Consider the following 19,111-nt stretch of genomic DNA (forward strand, 5'->3'; position numbering starts at 1 on the left):
AGGACGGATTGCCGCATGGCCGGACGTGGTGATACATATCTCTTTATGGTGCAAGGTATCGCTCAGGCCGCACAGATGCGGCGGCATTCGGGTTTTCTGGTCTGGCTGGTGCTTGGCCTGATCATTCTGTGGGGCGGAGGTGCCTTGGTGCATGCACAGGCCACCCGCGTCTTTCTGAACGAGGCCGCAGGTCGCGCCGAGGGAACGCTACAGCTTGCGACGACAGCGTTGGATGGGTATCTGGAGCGGTTCGAGAGGTTGCCGCCATTGCTGGCCCGGCAACAGCCCATTCTTGATCTGGCCGAAGCCCCCGATGATCCGGCTCGGGTCGACGCCGCCAATCGTTTCTTACGCGATGTAACCGGTGTTCTGGGGGCATCGGACATCTATTTCATGGATACCACCGGCCTGACACGCGCCGCCAGCAACTTTGATTTGCCGCGCAGCTTTGTTGGCGGCAATTTCGCATTCCGCCCCTATTTCAGCGATGCCGTGGCCTCTGGCGCTGGCAGTTTTTATGCGCTGGGAACAACGTCGCGCAAGCGGGGCTATTACTTTGGCGCGCCTGTTCGCAACGGTGACACATTGCTGGGGGTGGTTGCCCTCAAGATCGACGTTGAAAGTGTCGAGGCCGCGTGGTCCGGCGCGGATTACCATGTGATTGTGACCGATCCCAAAGGTGTCGTCTTTTTGTCCAGCAACCCGGCCTGGCGTTTTGGCATGACACGGCCCCTGACCTCTGAGGGGCAGGATCTGCTTGAAACCACGCGCCGCTATGCAGATTCACCCCTCTTCGACATCCCGCTGCGCGCGCAGACCACCGCACAGGGCCATGTCCTATGGGAAATATCCCTGTCCACTCTGCCCGGCGCGCAGGGGCAGGGCGAGTATCTTCTGGCCTCTGCCGCGATGCCCGAGGCGGATTGGACACTGACCGTCATGCAAAACACCGCGCCTGCAAGGGCCCAGGCTTTGACCTTCACGGCGGGTGCGGTTCTGGCGCTGGCGCTGATCGGGATGATGGTTGCGGTCGTGCGGCAACGCCGCGCGCGATTGCGCGACCTGCTGGTGATGCAGGCGGCGGCCAAGGTTCAGCTTGAGGCGCGGGTTGCCGAACGCACCCGCGAACTGGCTGATGTGAACGAGGCCCTCGGGGCCGAGGTTGCCGAAAGACGTCTGGTCGAGGTCAATCTGCGCCGCGCGCAGGATGATCTGGTGCAGGCGGCCAAGCTGGCGGCGTTGGGGCAGATGTCTGCAGCCCTTGGCCATGAGGTGAACCAACCTTTGGGCGCGCTGCGCAACTATGCCGAAAACGCCGTGGCGCTGTTGACCCGTGATCGCAAAGCCGAGACGCAGACCGCGCTGGAGCGTATTCTGGACATGGCGGACCGCATCAGCGCCATCGCCCGGCGGCTGCATACTTTTGGCCGCAGGCCGGGGCAGCAATTGGGCGCGGTCGACGTCACCGAAGCGATCGAGGCGGCGCAGGAAATCGCAGGCCCGCGGCTGCGTCAGGTCGGGGCTACGCTGAGCGTGGACATTGCGCCCGGCCTGTCATTGGTGCGGGCGGGGCCGGTGCGGCTGCAACAGGTGCTGGTCAATCTGTTGACCAATGCCGCCGACGCGGTCGCCGACCGCGCCGAGCGGCGCATTCTGCTGACCGCCCGCGACGAGGCCGAAGCCGTCGTTCTGCGGGTCGAAGACAGTGGCACAGGCGTGCCGCCCGATATCGCGCTGCGTATCTTTGATCCTTTCTTCTCGACCAAGGGCGTGGGCAATGGCCTTGGGTTGGGTCTGTCCATCACCTACAACATCATCAAGGATTTTGACGGCGCCATTGCCTTGGTGCCCGGCACGCTTGGCGGCGCGGGCTTTGAGGTGCGGCTGATGTCGGCCCCCAAACAGGACCTTGCTGCAGAATGAGCCTTCCCGTTTTCATCCCGCGCGTGCTTATCGTCGACGATGATGCAGACCTGCGGGCCTCGACCGTGCAGGCGCTGGAAATTGCGGGTGCTGCGGTTCAGGATCTGTCCTCGGCAGAACGTGCGCTGGATTTCATCAGCTTTGGCTTTCCCGGCGTGGTGCTAAGCGACATCCGCATGCCCGGCATGGACGGGCTGACACTGATGAGCCGCATCCACGAGATCGACCGCGAGATTCCGGTGATCCTGATGACCGGGCATGGCGATGTGCAACTGGCTGTGCGCGCGATGCGCGAAGGGGCGCATGACTTCATCGAGAAACCCTTTTCCGCAAGTCAGATGACCGAGTTGGTTGCCCGTGCCCTCAGTTTCCGCCGCTTGGTGCTGGAAAACCGGGTGTTGCGCGCGGCGGTAGGGCAGGCCGACGATCTGGAGCAGCGGCTGATCGGGCGCTCGAACGCGATGATCGACCTGCGCCGCCGCATCCGCACCATTGGCCCCGCGGAAACCGATGTGCTGATCGTGGGTGAAACCGGGGCGGGCAAGGAAGTGGTTGCGCGCGCGCTGCATGATCTGTCGCCACGGGCGCGGCGGCCTTTTGTCGTCATCGACTGCGCAGCGATCCCGGCCCCCCTGATTGAAAGCGAATTGTTCGGCCATGAACAGGGTGCCTTTGCCGGGGCGATGCGGGCCCGGACGGGCAAGTTTGAACACGCATCGGGCGGAACCGTGCTGCTTGACGACATTGCCGCCTTGCCGCCCCCACTTCAGGGTAAACTGCTGCGCGTGGTCGAGGATCGCGTCGTCACCCGCCTTGGCTCGAACGAGGCGTATACGCTCGATATCCGTATCATCGCCACGGCACGCGTGCCCCTGATCGGCGAAGTTGATGCGGGCCGTTTTCGCGCCGACCTTCTCTATCGTCTGAATGTCGTGACGCTGGACGTGCCCCCCTTGGCCGACCGGCGCGAGGATATCGCGCTGTTATTCCTGCGTCTCTTGGCAGAAGCTGCGGCCCGTCACAGGGTTGATACCGTACCAGAGGTTCCGCCCGCCCTTTTGGCCAACATTGCCGCCCGCGAATGGCCCGGTAACGTGCGCGAGCTGCGCAACGCAGCCGATCGCTTCGCGCTGGGTTTGGGCCTGCAAACCGATGACGAGAAAACACCCGCGCCGCAGCGCCTTGCCGACCGCGTCGCAGCCTTCGAACGGCGCGAGATCGAGGCGGTACTGGCAGCCAATGGTGGCTCCCTCAAACCCGTCTACGAGGCTCTTGGGCTTAGTCGGAAGTCGCTTTACGAAAAAATCCAGAAACTTGGAATCGACAAAACAGCCTTCATTCTGGATGCCGAGGGGCGGGATCAGGACGGATAGGCGGATTTCGTAACGCTTTTTTGGTCCAATGTCCCCTTTTACACCCATCACGCCAATTTGAGGCCCGTTATCTGCGCGGCGTCCTTTGAAATAGGTTGATGACTTTCGGAAAACCGCTTTATTGCTGCTAACCCCGCCATGAAGCAACGGCGGCGGTGCAAAAGCAAGACAACGATCACCTTGTTGAACTCTGGGAGGAGTCACATGCCATTACGTACTCTCGCGGCCCTGACGGCCGCGGCAACCATCGCATTCGGTGCAGCAGCAGGCGCACAGGATCGTTCCGATTGGCCCAACAGCATGACCATCGGCACCGCCAGCCAAGGCGGCACCTACTTCGTCTATGGCAACGGCTTTGCCAGCTATATCGCTGAAACGCTTGGCGTTGCTGCGACGGGCGAAGTGACCGGCGGCCCGGTTCAGAACGTGACACTGGTGGAAACCGGCGACCACCTGATGGGTCTGGTGACTATGGGCCCCGCCTATGATGCATGGAACGGCAAATCGGAATTGGCCCCCGGTCTGGAGCATAAGTCGATCCGCGCGCTTTTCCCGATGTATCAGACCCCGTTTCAGGTTATCGCGCTGAAATCCTCGGGGATCAACTCGGTCTCCGATCTGGCAGGCAAGCGCGTGTCGGTTGGTCCGGCAGGCGGCACACCCGGCACCTATTGGCCGTTGTTCATGCAAGCCCTCGACGTGGAAGCGACTGTATCCAATGCTGGTGCATCTGACGCCGCAGGCCAGTTGCAGGATGGTCTTATCGACGCCTTCGCCTTTGCCGCAGGCATGCCGATTTCGGCTTTTGCCGAACTGGCCGCGAGCCAGGATGTGGTGATGTTCGGCCTGAGCGAGGAAGAACTGCCCAAGGTTCTGGCCGCCTATCCGGCGATGGCCCCTCTGACGATCCCGGCGGGCACCTATGCCGGTCATGATTATGACCAGCCCACCGTCGCCCTGTGGAACTTTGCCATCGCGCATCAAGACATGCCCGAAAGCCTGGCCTATGAGATCACCAAGCTCGCCATGGGCAATTCTGACCGCATGGTCCAGATTCACGCCGCAGCAAAAGAAACGCTGAGCGAGAACTGGGACAAGAACACCTTCATGCCCTTCCACCCCGGTGCTGTACGCTATTTCGAGGAGATCGGGATCACCATTCCCGACACCCTGCGCTAAGCCGACAGTTTTAGAACGGGCGGCGGCCCGCAAGGGCCGCCAATTTTCGTCCGGGCCCCCGCTATGGGTTGGACCTCTTGCCAGAGGCAATTTTTCATGACCACGCAAACAGAAAAGGCGCAGCAGGACACGGCTGCTCAGAACCAAGCCAGCATTGCCGATGGGGTGGATGCGGAAATCTACACATCCAATCAACGCAAGCCCGTCGGTCTTGCTGCAAAGATCGCGGTGATTCTCTGTATCGCCTATACCCTGTTCCATGTGGGTGTGATGAACGGCCTGCATGACCGATTAACAGACTTGCTTGGCATCGGTTCGGTCGACCTGACAGAGCCTTGGCGATATCGTCTGATCCATGTCGGTGGCGGGCTTGCGCTTGGCTTCCTGCTGTTTTCGTCGACCCTGTTCTCGGAGGAACGGAGCGGCACCGCAGACCCGCGCCGCCTTCTGGCTGTGTTGCCGGGTGCCGCCCTTGTTGCGCTGGCCTTTGGTCAGGCCGCGCTGTTCTGGACCACCGGCATGGCCGTCGATCAGGCGGCCGCCGCCAATGCCTATTCCATGACTTTTGGCCTGCCCTTGGTTGTTGGCACCTTCTGGCTGATTGTGGTGGGTTGGTTCTGGCCCGACCGCCGACGCGCAACCTTTGATATCGCCGATTTGTTTCTGGCACTGGCCGCCATCACAGTGGCGATGTATCTGATCTATCACGCCCCCTTCTTGCGTCTGCGCGGCGGCACGGCGCTGGCAAAATCGGCCGACATGTATGCAGCCCTTGCGGGAACTGTGCTGATCCTTGAACTGGCGCGGCGTCTGGCAGGCCTAGCCCTTGTCATCATCGCGTCGATCTTCGTGCTCTATGCCTTTGTCGGGCCATGGCTGCCGGGTATTCTGGAGCATCGCGGTTATTCGATGACCCGTTTCTTCAGCTATGTGTATACAGATCAGGGTATCCTAGGGCCAACAACTGCGATTTCCTCGACCTATATCATCCTCTTCGTGGCCTTCGCCGCCTTTCTTCAAGCCAGCCGCGTGGGCGAGTATTTCGTGAACTTCGCCTTTGCCGTGGCTGGTGGTGCGCGTGGTGGTCCGGCCAAGGTGGCAGTCTTCTCTTCGGGTCTGATGGGGATGATCAATGGAACCTCGGCGGGCAACGTGGTGGCCACCGGCTCGCTGACGATCCCCCTGATGAAGCGGGTCGGCTACAAGCCGCAAACCGCCGCCAGCGTCGAGGCTGCCGCCTCTTCGGGTGGGCAGATTCTGCCGCCGATCATGGGCGCAGGGGCCTTTATCATGTCCGAAATCACGGGCATCCCCTATGCAGAGATCGTGACCGCAGCCATCATCCCGGCGATGCTCTACTTCGCCTCGATCTACTTTAACGTCGATCTGGCGGCGCAAAAGTTCGGGATGAAGGGCTTGCCCCGCTCGGAGCTGCCGCGCTTTGACAAGCTGGCCCGCCAAGCCTTTTTGTTCCTGCCGATCTTCATCCTGATCGGGGCGCTGTTCATGGGCTATTCCGTGATCCGGGCAGGGACCTTGGGGATGGCCTCGGCCGCAGTGGTGAGCTGGCTAACCCCCTATCCGATGGGCCCGCGCCAGATCCTCTTTGCCTTCGAGATCGCGGCCAAGATGACGCTGCAACTCGTGGCTGTCTGTGCCGCAGCAGGGGTGATCGTGGGTGTGATCGCCTTGACGGGGATCGGCACGCGCTTTTCTTCGATGCTGCTGGGGCTGGCCGACCAGAACCAAGCAATCGCGCTGTTCTTTGCCATGATCGTGTCGATCATTCTCGGGATGGGCATGCCGACCACTGCGGCCTATGCGGTGGCGGCGAGCGTGATCGGGCCGGGTCTGGTGCAACTGGGCATCCCGCCCCTGACCGCGCATTTCTTCATCTTCTACTATGCGGTCATGTCCGCGATCACCCCGCCCGTGGCCCTTGCCGCTTATGCCGGGGCCGCGATTGCACAGTCTGACCCGATGAAGACCAGCGTGGAAAGCTTCCGCATCGGGCTTGCCGCCTTTGTGGTGCCGTTCATGTTCTTCTCGTCGCCCGCATTGCTCATGGAGGGCAGCTGGTTCGAGATCATCCATGTCGTCATCTCGGCCTTGTTCGGGATCTACCTGCTGTCCTCGGCGGTGCAGGGTTGGTTCTTTGGTCTGCTTTCGATGCCGCTGCGCGCTGTCCTGCTGATCGCCGCGCTGTCGATGATCGCCCAAGGGTGGTTCACCGACGCCATCGGCCTGAGCGTGGCCATCGGTGTCTGGCTGGTGCAAAAACGGTTTGTTGATCCCAACAAGGTGATCCGCGGCGCCGACTGATCACCGCCACATGAATGCAGGGAAAGGCCGGTCCAGATGGACCGGCCTTTTCTGTCGCGCCCCCAAGCTGTTGTGCATTCCCGTCGACACGGTGCCGTAAAACGCTATGTACCTCAAAATCTCTTCACCGAAATGGCGGGCTCAATGCACGATTTCTATTCCGACACACAATCCCGGCCGACGCGTGCCATGCGTGAAGCCGCTCTTGATATCCCGCTGGGCGACGAACGGCACGATGCAGATCCATCAACGTTGGAGCTATGCGCGCGGGTCGCTGACATGCTTGGTATGGAAGCGGCAGTTTTTCTGCCTTCGGGTACGATGTGCAACGAGATCGCGATCGCGGTGCATACCAGCCCCGGTGACGAGGTGATTTGCACCCGTGAAAGCCATATCATCTTTGCTGAAAGTGGGGGGCCAGCCGCGCTTTCGGGCGTCATGATGCATCCGATTGATGGCAAGCGCGGAATGTTGACGCAAGAACAGCTGAGCGACGCCATCCGCCCACGCTCCGCCCATGCCCCACGCAGCCGCCTTTTGGTTGCCGAGCAGACCGCAAACCTTGCGGGCGGTGCAATTTGGCCGCTGGACCAGTTGAATACCGTGGCCTCGGCCGCGAAAGCGGCGGGGCTTGCGACACATCTGGATGGGGCACGGCTTTTGAATGCTCAGGTCGCAACCGGCATTCCCGCACGCGATTTTGCGCGCGGATTTGACAGCGCTTGGATCGCCTTCACCAAAGGGCTCGGTTGTCCGGTCGGGGCAGTGCTTGCAGGCTCAAGGGGCTTTGTGGAAGAGGCGTGGCTCCTGAAACGGCGTTGGGGCGGTGCCATGCGCCAGACCGGTGTCTTGACCGCCATGTGTCTTTACGCGCTTGATCACCATGTCGAACGCTTGGCAGAGGATCATAGGCTCGCGCAGTCCATTGCCGCGCGCCTTGCGGATCTTCCGATAATTGCCAGCGTGATGCCGGTCGAGACGAATATCGTGATCGCCGATCTTGACCCACAGGCGCCGGATGCCCGTGAAACATCGCGGCTATTGCGGGAAAAGAACGTGACAGTGACCGTTGTCGGGAATAGACGCATACGTATGGTGACGCATCTCGATGTTGGGCCCATGGACGCGGACGCTCTGATATCGGCATTGGGCGCGATTTCGCGGGGCAGTTGAGTAAACTGACAGTTTCCGTGCCATGAGGGCGTCAACGGGTATCGTCGACTGGCCGCGTTCGAAGAATGCCGCGCATGCATCGTGTCCGACCCAGCCCGTGCACCTCGCGCGGGCTTTGTCGTTTCTGATGACGCCAAGGCCATAACACCCGCAAGCCCGCCAAGGCCTTCACTGTAGCGACCGCCCTGATGCTGCCGCAGGAGGCGTATATTGATGCTGATCTGGCCGTAAACCAGTCTGGCGCTGCTGGGATCACTGGCCTTCGGGCACCGCACGGCGGGGTGCGGCTGCGCTCCTCTGATTGCATCGTGTAATGAGACCATGCTCCGGATGAGCGCCCATAACCTCACTACGCCTAAGCCGTAGAAGGAGGAGACTAGAATGACCTCAGATTATACCGAGTTGTTTTGCTCTGACGGCGGCGCTTGCCCGATTGGTTGCACCCAATATCATGCAGATTTTCCGAACATAGGATTTAACGCTAACCTCTGACACTTGGATCATCCAGGCTATTTCCTTGTTCGTTTTGCCCTCTGCGATTTTACTTAGCACCAGCAAATCACGTTCCGTAAATGACTCCGTGCTTCCTTTGGCACTAGGCTCATTCTGAGATGCGCGAACAAAAACCTCGCCAGTGGACACGAGGCGTATGGCGCTTTCGAGAGATTTGAGCGGTAGGCTTTTAGGGATCAAGCCCATACACCCAAGCTCTAACGCCGCGTTAAGGTCATGGGGATTAGCGGTTCCGGAGAAAAGAACGACGGCTCCCGGCTCATTAAGCTTTATAATCGACGCAATGCTATCCATGCCCTTCATGTCTGGCATGACGAGATCAAGTAGCACGACGTCAATCGGCCCATTTTCTTTGATAAAACTTTCTGCCTCTTGGAAAGAGTTGCATAAGGCGACGTTGAAATCGCTTGAGCTTGATAAGAAGTTTGCGACTGCTTCTGACACTAACTTGTGGTCATCGACCACTAGAATGGACAGCGTCGGCTCTTCCTGATTGTTCATCGTGTTCTCTTCTCGGTTTTCTAAACCTTCAGCTGACATCTTAGTCTGCTAAAGCATTTGGATGTGCCTCAACATCTTTAGGCTCATCTTCGAGCCTTTAAACACACAGCAAAACCTGGAGATCAAACTAACCTCGGTGCCTCGACAAATATCTTTTGGTAAGGCGTCGGGTTCCGGGGGACGATAAATACGGAAACGGCACAGCGAACGCACAAAAGTTCGCGCGCGGGGGCTCTGCGGTCACAATACAACTCGTATTATACAATACATTATAATCCGCAACAGACACCGAACAAGAAAAAATACCCCAAAGATTGAGAGTTTGGGGTGCGTCTCGTCTATATCCAGTTGCCGTTGCCATAGTTGGGGTGGGGTAGCCTTTGATCTTGCCTCTGCGTCATTTGGGCCGCACCGTTTGGATTGCGGCCCGACTTAACTCTCTCCTAAGGTCGCTAACGGCGACCACGGGGACGCTTTTAGGGCCTGCGCCTTACCTTCTCATCCCAACAAAAAGACCACGCCGTTTCCGGCGTGGCCAAGTTGCATGTGGCGAGGCTCATGAGCAATCTTGCTTGAATTGTTGCAGGTACGACAATTCATCTCACACGCAACTTCAGCATGTCTGACTGTCGCGCCACGCCGCAAATCATCCTCCGGTCGCGGGTCTGACTTTTTGTATAGCGTGATATCAAACCGCTGAGGTTCGGAGCGCAGAATGTAACCTGAAGTGTCAAAGGATAGGCCCAGGCAATGGGAGCGTCTGTCTAGGCGGTTTGTTTTCTCAGATGACCTTAACCCATGAGCACGCAGTTTTTGCCGCTCGGCTGGTAAGGTGGGCCCTCGCTCTCTGGGTGCGCCATGATGCATCGCTGCGGAAAAAGGCGCGTAAGCATGGTCATGCCCCGCGCTTTTGCGCCAATGGTGCCGAATTGCACGTCTTTTGATCCTAAAGTTATCTACCTGAAGGCAGCGCCCTGCGTCATCATCCGGGTCGGTGTTACCCACTCCGTGCTTGAGGATGATTGCGATGAATAAGCAAACAGCTGCCCCTTTTTCTCGTGATTTCGGGCGCGCCCGGCATCGGGTCAAGGTTGGCTCTGCCTCTGACGGCGCGCAAATATTTAGTTTCCGAGATGCTTTAGATCAGAAACTTGAGCAGCGGCTCTTTCATGAATGCGAGCTTCGCGAAGGTCACGCAGAGCACGGCACAATACCAAAGGGAGCAAAGGAAATGGCACCTGAGGGCGCTTTTGTTACCCGCCAAGTTCTGTTTTTCGCACAGCCCTGTTTCAACACGCAAAACGTTGAACGCTGGTTAGAAGGCATGTTTGATTTGCGTGTCATGGTCCCAAGGAACACCACATTCTATCATGAGTGGCTGTTTCGTTACGCGACCGAGGCTGGTCTGATTATCATCGATAAAGACAGTTTTGGGGGTGAGCAGTCTTCTTTCCAACGTTTCGCAAAAACTGCGCGCGAGATGTGTGAAGAGGTGCCGATGATTGTCCTGTCTAGGGATTTTCGGGTCAACGATTTCGATTTGTCTTGGAGTGATAACTGGGATGTTTCCCTGCAGAGCCCGGTCTCTCAGCACACGCTGGGCTTGGCGATCGAAGTCGCATCTGACATTGCCATCAATGGTAGGTAGCGTTTGGCTTTTGATCCTTGTTTCCTAGAGATTTGGACGGGGCATCAAAACGTGGACACGGGTGTTGGGGTTCCAGTAGCCAATGCTCGTTATTGCAGCGTCAGATTGCACAATTGCCCCAAGCCGCAAATCTGGCGCTGCAACTTTCTCTTTAGCTGAGTTGGGTTGGTCGACTTATAGCTCCTTTTTGGAGACTGTTATCGACTGCCGAAAGTGCGAGAGTTTAGGCAATTATTCGAAAGCCGAATGTGTGCAAACTGGCATGCCTGCACGCTTGCACTCGGGCCTCATGAATGCTGCCTATCAGCCTTTCAAAGCCTAAAGGATTTTCACCAAACCTATACGAATGAGCATTCGAGATCATGTTACAATGTGATCTACTCAAAATCCAGACTGCGACCTTTTGTACCGTTTGGGCATGTGTTTGGTTTGCCCTCGTCGATAGTAGAGGTCGGTTTTGATCGGAGATACATCAATGAGTGACCACGTTAAATTAAGCTACGATGAGTATCAGAAGTTTTCTCTCGGCTTAGAAAACCTGTTAAAAACCATTATAAAAATAGACGAAATTGTTCTTCCGCGTTCGATAGACGAAACTGCTCTTAACGAAATGGATGGCTTGGTTATTCACCTCAGAGAAGAGGCGAAGATCCTCCTTCAGGACTTTAACGCAAAACGGCATGTCAGATAAGCTAGGGTTGATCCACTGGCAAAACCTGGCTGACTGACGGCAGCGTTTTCCTGCGGTTAGTTCGATGTCTAACGGTCTTTCGCCGGTTGTGGGCGATTGCTTGCTTTGGCATGGCTTGCACCCGCGCGATGTGATCCAGCCCCACCGGCGTGCTCAGGGCCTGGGTGGTGACTCTGCCCTGTGCGTGCACCCGGTTCAGGAATGCGCGCCACGCCCCAGCCTTCCGATCACATCAGCAACTCGCAATCCATTTCATAGATTCTCCTCGGGGCTCAAGCCTCTGGGATCGCGAAGTATCTGAACCCGGTGACAGCCGTTTCACTGATTTGTCTTCCAAATGGTCCGGGGACCACCCCGACGAGCGTTCTAAGATAAACAATGGCGTGGGATGCCGTGATCAATTGGTGCTTTAACGAACTGATAGCCCTCAGCACCAAGGCCCCCAGTCGACCAAACTGAGAAGTACCCCCATCTTGGCGCAAGCCGATTGGCTATCGTAAGGTTCTTTTTCGCTTGAATGGCGGGGCGCGTACCACCTTTTGATGCCAGCTACGGTCCCACGAGGGGTCAAGAATGCCATAACGGTACCAAAGGCCGACATATTGGTAAGGACAGCGGCATAAGATCCGGCTAGCCCTTTCCGAAAGTTCAATAAAAATCATTTTATATTAGTGCCTTAGCTCTCTTTTTGCGGCATCCTGAAAGGGGTGCGGCCGGCGCTGATGCAAAACACTGATGCCAAAATTTCTCCATGGGTATGGAGAAATAAAACTTGTGCGAGGGCTCGATGATCAAGTTGGAACTTTTAAGAACGGGGGCGCTCGCGGGGGTGGCGGCATGTGCGCCTATTCTAGCACTCGCAAATGGCTATCTGGAAAATCGGCCTTGGCAATTTCAGACGACCACGGACCGTGCGAACAAAGCGGTGGTGCTCGATCTGATTGAAAGAAAAAAGGGCGGATTTTACGACGGGTTCACAACGAACATTCACAATGAAACCAACATCGGCTCGCAGATAAACTGCAACAATAATGCCAATGCAACCGGAAATATAGCCGACAACGGGCAGGCAGGACCGAACACCGAGTCGAATGGAACCCCTTCCATATCTGCTGAGGGTATTGGCAATACCGATTCAGGCACTGCAGCAGATGACCCGTCTAGCAGCGGTTCGACAACACAGACGAGTGATCAGACGAACTCTGGTGAAGTTGTCGCAACGATCGGAAACAGCAGCATTGAAAACAGTTTCGGAGACGTGGCGAACGGTGTCACGGATCAGGCATTGAACAACACTCAAGATAACTCCGGTTCGCAGACCGCCGGAGTCGATGGCAGCACCGCCTGCAACATGGAGGGGTCTTCTGTAACCGGCACCGTTAATGCCCCGAGCAGTGGCCCCCTGAACTAACGAAAAAGAGCAGTTTAATGACCCGTAGAATAATGCGCTTCAGTGCAATCGTATCCCTGTGCACGGTGGCGGCCTGTGCGGCAGTACCGAACGATATACGTCGCGAGGCGTTGAATGACGGAGACGTCCCGCTGCTTCTGTCATCGAAGCCAACTTCGAATGTCACTCCTTTCACAAAGCAGCTCGTGTGCTACGGCGAACAGCTCAAATCTGGCAACTCAAAGCCTGTGGCAATCGCGGTTGGAAATATTCGAGACTACACTGGCAAGCAAAGCGATCTTGAGGGATATCTCGTAACTCAGGGCGGTGCGCTTATGGCCTATACAGCCTTGGGGCATCTGGTGCCGGGCATTTCTCTGTATGAGAGATTTGATACTCAGATCGCTGATGCAGAGCTTGCCTATCTTGCCAACCGGCAGCTTGGGAACGGCGGTCAGCACGAGACTGTCGACCAACAAACCGGCGAAACCAATCAAGTCCCTTGGATGCCCTATTACGGTGGCAGCGTTTTGCAGTCTGATTACTTCATCGTGGGGGGGATCACAGAGCTGAATTTCAACATTCAGTCTGGCGGCGCAGAGCTTGGTATAAGCGGCATCGGTGCCAAAGCGCGGATTTACACGATGAATGTTGGTCTCGACCTGCGCATCGTCGGGAGCCAATCGCTACGCGTGCATGACACCGTATCCATCCAGAAGCAGATCACGGGATATGAAGTGGGAGCCGATATCTTTCGCTTCTTCGATGACACGCTATGGGACGTGAATTCTGGCGCAAAGAACCAAGAGCCACTGCACCTTGCAGTAAGAATGGCGATCGAAAGTGCCCTTCTTGAAATCGTGCCGACGGTAACAGGCGTTCCAGCAGAAAATTGCGATCAGTCACCCCCTCCGATTGGGCAGACCATGTGATCGGTTAGTCGCAATAGTTGTGAAGTTAAAGAGTGCGCGGCGCGATCATCGTCTGATTGGGCGACAGGTATGCCGCCGTGTTGATGTCACGAAAATCACCTCAACAGGAGAAAAGTATGAAAACGGCCCAGATAAGGCTTTTTAGTTCGACCGCGACAGCGGCTTTGCTGATCGCATTCAATCCGACCACGGCCCTCGCCCAAGCGAGCGCGGATCTCAATATTGGAGTAAATGAAACAATTGCAGCTTCCGCAACTTTGACCGGCGGGAACGATCAGAGGCTTACGGCGGGCGTCACTGGTTCTTTGATTGGCACGAACGTCAATATCAATCTGACACGCGACGACCTTGTAAACGATATCATAACGGGCGTTGCGCCTGCCACGAATAACCTGTTGTCCGCCTCCGCGTCGGGTAACATTTCGACTGCGGCTGCGGATTTAGAATTTGCGCCCTCCACCGCGGGTGACACTGCCGCAATGGCCACGCTCCAGTCGGTCGAAGCGAGCGTATTCGCCACTTCGACGGGTGACACCAACTCTATTCTGATTGCAAACGAAGATGGTGGAATTCGGACCCTGACGGGGGCCGCTATCCAGGACAACAACGACATCACGGCGACGGCGACCGGAAACAGCGGCACCTCGACCATCGAAGTCGCGAGCGGTCTTGATCTTGTTCAGGCAACAGACGCACAGGCCAATGTGCGAATTGACGCATTGCTTGCCACCAACCCACAGAGCGCGACCGATGCTGACCTGCTGGTCAGTTCTGCGCAAGAAGTTGATTCCGCCACGATCTATGGTTCGGTGCAGGGTGCCTCGACCAATACGGCGGTCGAAGCGCTCGATGGGGCGACCGTGACCATCGCGAACAGTGATCAGGCAGCGTCCGCCACCGGAAATTCTGCTGCGAACAGCATCGTGTCGAGTGACACGACCGCTGAAATCACCGCGTCTACAGCGGTCGCGAACCTACAAGGTTTGCTTGGAGCTAACATTCAGGCTGCTTCAGATACTTCTGATGTTGTCGTCAACACGGGTAACGTGGCAAACAGCACCGTTTCTTTGAACGCAAACTCGCAAACTGCTTCTGCAACCGGCAGCTCGAGCACGCAGTCCCTGTCCTTGAATGCAAGCAGCATCACCGGCGAGGGTCTCGCCGCGACGGTTGGCGACGGAGGTGGGGCACCCAGCGTCCAATTGGCGGCTGATGCCGATGCTGTAGTGGCCAATGTTCAGACCCTTGGCAGCAGCGATGTTAACTCCTTTGTAAACAATGACGAGATTGGGATCAGCGTATCGAATACTGATTCTGTCGTGAACTCCACCCTTGAGGTAGATGGGAATAATCAATCTGCCGCAACGACAGGTCTTCAAACTGCGAACACCCTATCTTTGACATCCGGAGCCGAGATGAGCGCGGCGGGGGCAGTTGCATCCGTGCAGGTTATCAATGGGGAATTGACTGCAGACACCTCTGGCAACCGTATCACCAATCGTGTTAACGATGAGGACTACTCGGTCACGGCAACGTCTGTCCTGACGACCAACAACCAGATCGATGCCAATGTGACGGGTGCGACGGCAACAAACCGCCTTGTGACCACTTCCGGCACCAACAATCTGTCAGTTTCTTCGAACGCAGGTACGGTAGATACCAATCCTGGCGCGTTTCAGCCATTTGTGATTGGAGGGCAGGTTCTAACAAACGACCAGGACGTTTCCGCATCTGTCATCAGCGCAAATTCAGCGAACAACCAGATCTCGACTTTCTTGGCCGAAGACGCGACTTCGTCGACGGTGCGCACGGACTCGAACACAGTTTCGGCCTCTGCAACAGCGAACCGCGCGGATAACGCGATTTCGTTGTCGTTCAATGCTCTGACCGGAACCATCTCGGGCACCGGAACAGGTGTTGTGGCTGCATTGGCGAATGAACAGACGCTTGATGGTGCCACCGATGTGACCGCCCGCAACGTCGGGGCTGGCGGCGTTCCGATTTTAACACAAATTGGGTCTGACTCGTTCGATTCTACGGTTTCGACCTCGAATAACCGCGTTGATGCAACGGCATCCGGAAACGTCGCTGTGGCCAATACTGTTCTGGTTGATGGCACCACAATCACCTCGGGCAGCGAAGCTGCGCCGGTTGCGGGCCAGAACGACATCGCCGCAACGGGTTCATTCATCGCTGCGTCAGAACAGTCGTCTTCGGCGGATATCCTGGCAAGCCAAGTTGACTCTACCGGCGTCACGTCCAACACGATCCTCACGGACTTTGGTGATGATATTGAGCCCAGCTCGACCGTTGTTTCGGATGGCAACGTTCTGAGTGCTGTTGCGACTGCAAACCACGCAACGAATGCTGTTCAGTTGGGCACTGACGAGACTGCACTCATCAGTGCTTCGGGGATTGTTGCGAACACGCAGGACGCTTCGGGCACGGTGTCTGCTGAAATCGGGGTGCTTGGGCAGGATGCAATTCCAGCCTTCACGTCGACAAACACTGCTGGCACGCAAACCACTGCGCTCAATGTTGCGGGTAGCCTTATTACCAACAATGGGTCTACCGTGACGTTCACCTTCGTGGCGCCATTGACCGCTGAAGAGCAGGCAACCTTGGTGACTGCAGGATTCCAGAACATCACCAGCACCACCGCTGACTTTGTCGGTGGCACCACGATCAATACTGCTGGCACGCTGAACGTTACGGCGGCAAACGGGACTGATGCGCTCTTTGGAACTGCTGACGACACTCTCGCATTCAATGGGTTCGTTGGCGCTTCGCAAGCCGGTGAACTCAACAACGCCGGTGTCATCGTGGAAGTCGACGGATTTGGCGGGGGCACCATTGAGGGTTCGACTGTCTCGGTATCCGGCAATGCGATCGTTGGTGAGGTTTCCGGTAACATCGGCACCAGCAGCGCCACGGCCAATGCGACCACTGTGAGCGGCCTGTCCGCTACGGCGAGCGAGGTGACAACAACGTCTGTCGTAACCACAAGTAACTCTGATCTGTCTGCCGTGAATTATCAGGGTGCATCGGCCACGCTTGAATCCGACGTAGCCGGGACATTTGGTATCATCGCAGAAGGGGATGATAACTTTGGCATCGGAGACATCACAAACTCGACACAAACGGTCTCGAACAACCTGCAACAGTCCTTTGCGACCGCAAACCGCGGAACGAACAGTGTCGAGTTGACGGCGACAAGTACTGACGCGGATACCGCCTTGGCAAGCCTTCAGGTCTCGTCTGGCACTGTCTCCACGTCATCGGATCTCGATGTGCTGGCCAACGTGGGCGCGACGAACTCGACGCTTCTTATTGAGGGCAACCGCAACCAGTCGGTTGCAAACGGCAACGTCGTCGCAAACTCCAGCACGTTGGACGTCACGAATGCGACCTCAAGCGGCGCCGTTGATGCGGCTCTTGATACCACGGGCACCCGTAGTGCCGATGGCAACGCCGTTCTGTCGTCAGAGCAAGTCCTGACTGCATCGGTGACCGCTTCGGCAACAACGGATGTTTTCAATCAGGATGCAACACGTTCTGGCGGAAACGATGTCATCGACACGTCGGTTTCGATCAGCCGGAACGCAACCACTGCGCAGGCGACTGGCAACTCTGCTGGTACAATTTCCGGAAACCTGACCGGAAACCGTTTGGTGATGGGCGATGCTGATACTGCCAACATGGATCGGACCGCCGCGTTGCTCAATGAGCAGTCGGTGACCGCGCCTCTGGTATCGGCTACCGTGAACCAAGACGTAGCCATCGCTCTGACGAACACATCCACTGTGCCTTTGCAAACAAGCAGCCTTTCGCTTGACGGCAACAGCACAACAGCTCTGGCGCGCAGCAATGTTATGACCAACACGTTGATCGTGGATGGGGCAAATATTGCGGCAGGTGCCGGGACGGATGCGTCGTTTGAGTTCGACAGTACAGTGGGCCTCATCGAGACCGTGGACGCTGCTTTTGTTCTGGGCTCTGTACAGGACAATGCGGCTGAAGTGGTTGCAACGACGACCCAATCGCGTGTCGAAGTGGACCTGAGCAACGCGTCTGGTGACGTCATCAGCGGTTCTACCTTGTCGCTGACGAACAATGTCTCTTCGGCAACTGCTCTGGCCAACAACGTCGTCAATTCTGTCGCGGTCGGAGAGAATTCGGCGAATGTTGACGGCACTGCTGCGCTTGCGAATTCTCAGGACAACACAGGAGCGGTTACAGCGACTGGGGGATCTGCTATCGCGGTCACCTTCGATGCAACCGGTGGTCTTGATCCGAATGGTGTTGTGTCGTCCAGTATCACGCTGTCAGGCAATGCAAGCGCGTCGAATGCAGTTGGGAACCAAGCCCAGAACAGTCTGACTGCGGCAGGGACCAATGTCGTGTCAGGTGGTGCAGTCAATGCGTCCATTGACTCGGATACTGCAGACGTGTTGACGGCTGACGCAGGCAATCTGCTGCTGAGCCGTCAAACGAACAGTGCGGCGATCGAGTCCATCAACAACGTCAATTCCGTTTCTATTGGTGGTTCCGTTGTTGAGGGCACTGGTCCCGGGCTGCTTGATGGCGCGGTTGCTTCGGGAAGCACGCTGTCAGTTACCGGCAACACGACTGAAGCACGCGCCTCGGCCAATATTGTGCTGAACAGCAGCATCAGTCTCGGAGGAGCCTCGACAACGACTGCAGACGCAACAGGCTTGATTGGCAACTTCCAATTGAATGATGCTGCTGGGGCTGTGACGGCTGAGGCTTCGACGAACACTGCGATCTCGTTGAACGGAGGTAACAGTGCCGACGCTATGAACAGCGGCTCTGCAATGGTCGAGAACAACAGCACGCTTGCCCTCGCTCGTGGTAACGTCGTTGAAAACGTCCTGACGGCGGAAGGCACAAATGTTACGTCTGGCGTGAGCCCTGCATCGCTATCTGCCAATCTGTCGCCTGATGATGGCGTGTTGAACGCATCATTCGGCGTGTTCAACGAGCAGGTTCAGGCTGCGGCGATCAACGCAACGTCTTCCAATGCGTCCTATGCAATCAACGCAACTTCGGGATCGGGCGATGCGCTCAATTCTGCGTCTGCTGCGGTGGCTGGGAACTCTGTTAATGCGACTGCATTTGGCAACGTTGCAACGAACCGCGTCACTCTCGCCTCGCTCAACGGCAGTGGGAACGATGCAAGTGCTGCAATCTTCAATGGCCAGCTTAACTCTGGCAGCGTGACATCGTCTGTTCTCGGAGCAACGATTGGTACGTTTGCTGCTGGCGGCTTTGAGACAGCATCGGTCGGTGTGTCTGGCAACACGATCTCTGCGACTGCTGTTGGTAACTTCGCAAACAGCACGGTTACGCGCGCTACACGCTAACCCAAATCACCTAGAAAGCCCCCGCTAGAGCGGGGGCTTTTTATTGTTCAACAATACACTCAACAGCACAGAAAAGGTCTGG

At 57.0% G+C, this 19,111-nt stretch carries 11 protein-coding genes; 10 read left to right on the forward strand and 1 reads right to left on the reverse strand.

Features of this window, described 5'->3' with window-relative positions:
* Window positions 1–15 precede the first annotated feature (15 nt).
* From GC127_RS11905 to GC127_RS11925, 5 genes are all read left to right on the forward strand, one after another.
* A complete protein-coding gene (locus tag GC127_RS11905) occupies window positions 16–1,923 on the forward strand; it encodes an ATP-binding protein (protein WP_151978269.1) in 1,908 nt (635 codons plus the stop codon).
* The gene (locus GC127_RS11910) at window positions 1,920–3,296 is read left to right on the forward strand and encodes a sigma-54 dependent transcriptional regulator (protein WP_008281731.1); all 1,377 of its coding nucleotides are present in this window, start codon (window positions 1,920–1,922) and stop codon (window positions 3,294–3,296) included. The genes GC127_RS11905 and GC127_RS11910 overlap by 4 nt, the downstream gene beginning before the upstream one ends.
* A 204-nt stretch (window positions 3,297–3,500) precedes the next feature.
* Window positions 3,501–4,475 carry a TAXI family TRAP transporter solute-binding subunit gene (locus tag GC127_RS11915; protein ID WP_081507705.1) on the forward strand — a complete coding sequence of 325 codons (975 nt, stop codon included), beginning with the start codon at window positions 3,501–3,503 and terminating at the stop codon, window positions 4,473–4,475.
* A gap of 96 nt (window positions 4,476–4,571) precedes the next feature.
* The gene (locus GC127_RS11920) at window positions 4,572–6,797 is read left to right on the forward strand and encodes a TRAP transporter fused permease subunit (protein WP_050775770.1); all 2,226 of its coding nucleotides are present in this window, start codon (window positions 4,572–4,574) and stop codon (window positions 6,795–6,797) included.
* Between the two features lie 144 nt (window positions 6,798–6,941).
* Window positions 6,942–7,970, forward strand: coding sequence for a low specificity L-threonine aldolase (locus tag GC127_RS11925; RefSeq protein ID WP_151978271.1), 1,029 nt, complete (start codon window positions 6,942–6,944; stop codon window positions 7,968–7,970).
* 387 nt (window positions 7,971–8,357) lie between these two features.
* Here GC127_RS11925 and GC127_RS11930 read toward each other — a convergent pair whose 3' ends face one another.
* Window positions 8,358–9,023, reverse strand: a complete 666-nt coding sequence (locus GC127_RS11930) for a response regulator transcription factor (RefSeq protein ID WP_008281735.1) — start codon at window positions 9,021–9,023, stop codon at window positions 8,358–8,360.
* A gap of 988 nt (window positions 9,024–10,011) precedes the next feature.
* Between GC127_RS11930 and GC127_RS11935 the strand changes: the two genes are divergently transcribed.
* The 5 genes from GC127_RS11935 (at window position 10,012) to GC127_RS11955 (ending at window position 19,029) form a co-directional block, all read left to right on the forward strand.
* On the forward strand, window positions 10,012–10,632 hold the full coding sequence (locus tag GC127_RS11935) for a hypothetical protein (RefSeq protein WP_151978273.1): 621 nt from the start codon (window positions 10,012–10,014) through the stop codon (window positions 10,630–10,632).
* A gap of 475 nt (window positions 10,633–11,107) precedes the next feature.
* Window positions 11,108–11,323 (forward strand): hypothetical protein, encoded by a 216-nt coding sequence (locus GC127_RS11940; RefSeq protein WP_151978275.1) that lies wholly within the window; start codon window positions 11,108–11,110, stop codon window positions 11,321–11,323.
* A 787-nt stretch (window positions 11,324–12,110) separates the two neighbouring features.
* Window positions 12,111–12,734 (forward strand): hypothetical protein, encoded by a 624-nt coding sequence (locus GC127_RS11945; RefSeq protein ID WP_151978277.1) that lies wholly within the window; start codon window positions 12,111–12,113, stop codon window positions 12,732–12,734.
* 17 nt (window positions 12,735–12,751) lie between these two features.
* On the forward strand, window positions 12,752–13,645 hold the full coding sequence (locus GC127_RS11950; protein WP_151978279.1) for a CsgG/HfaB family protein: 894 nt from the start codon (window positions 12,752–12,754) through the stop codon (window positions 13,643–13,645).
* A gap of 116 nt (window positions 13,646–13,761) precedes the next feature.
* The gene (locus GC127_RS11955) at window positions 13,762–19,029 is read left to right on the forward strand and encodes an S-layer family protein (protein WP_151978280.1); all 5,268 of its coding nucleotides are present in this window, start codon (window positions 13,762–13,764) and stop codon (window positions 19,027–19,029) included.
* The last annotated feature ends 82 nt before the right edge of the window (window positions 19,030–19,111 follow it).

Source organism: Roseovarius sp. EC-HK134 (assembly GCF_902498815.1).
Taxonomy (GTDB): Bacteria; Pseudomonadota; Alphaproteobacteria; order Rhodobacterales; family Rhodobacteraceae; genus Roseovarius; species Roseovarius mucosus_A.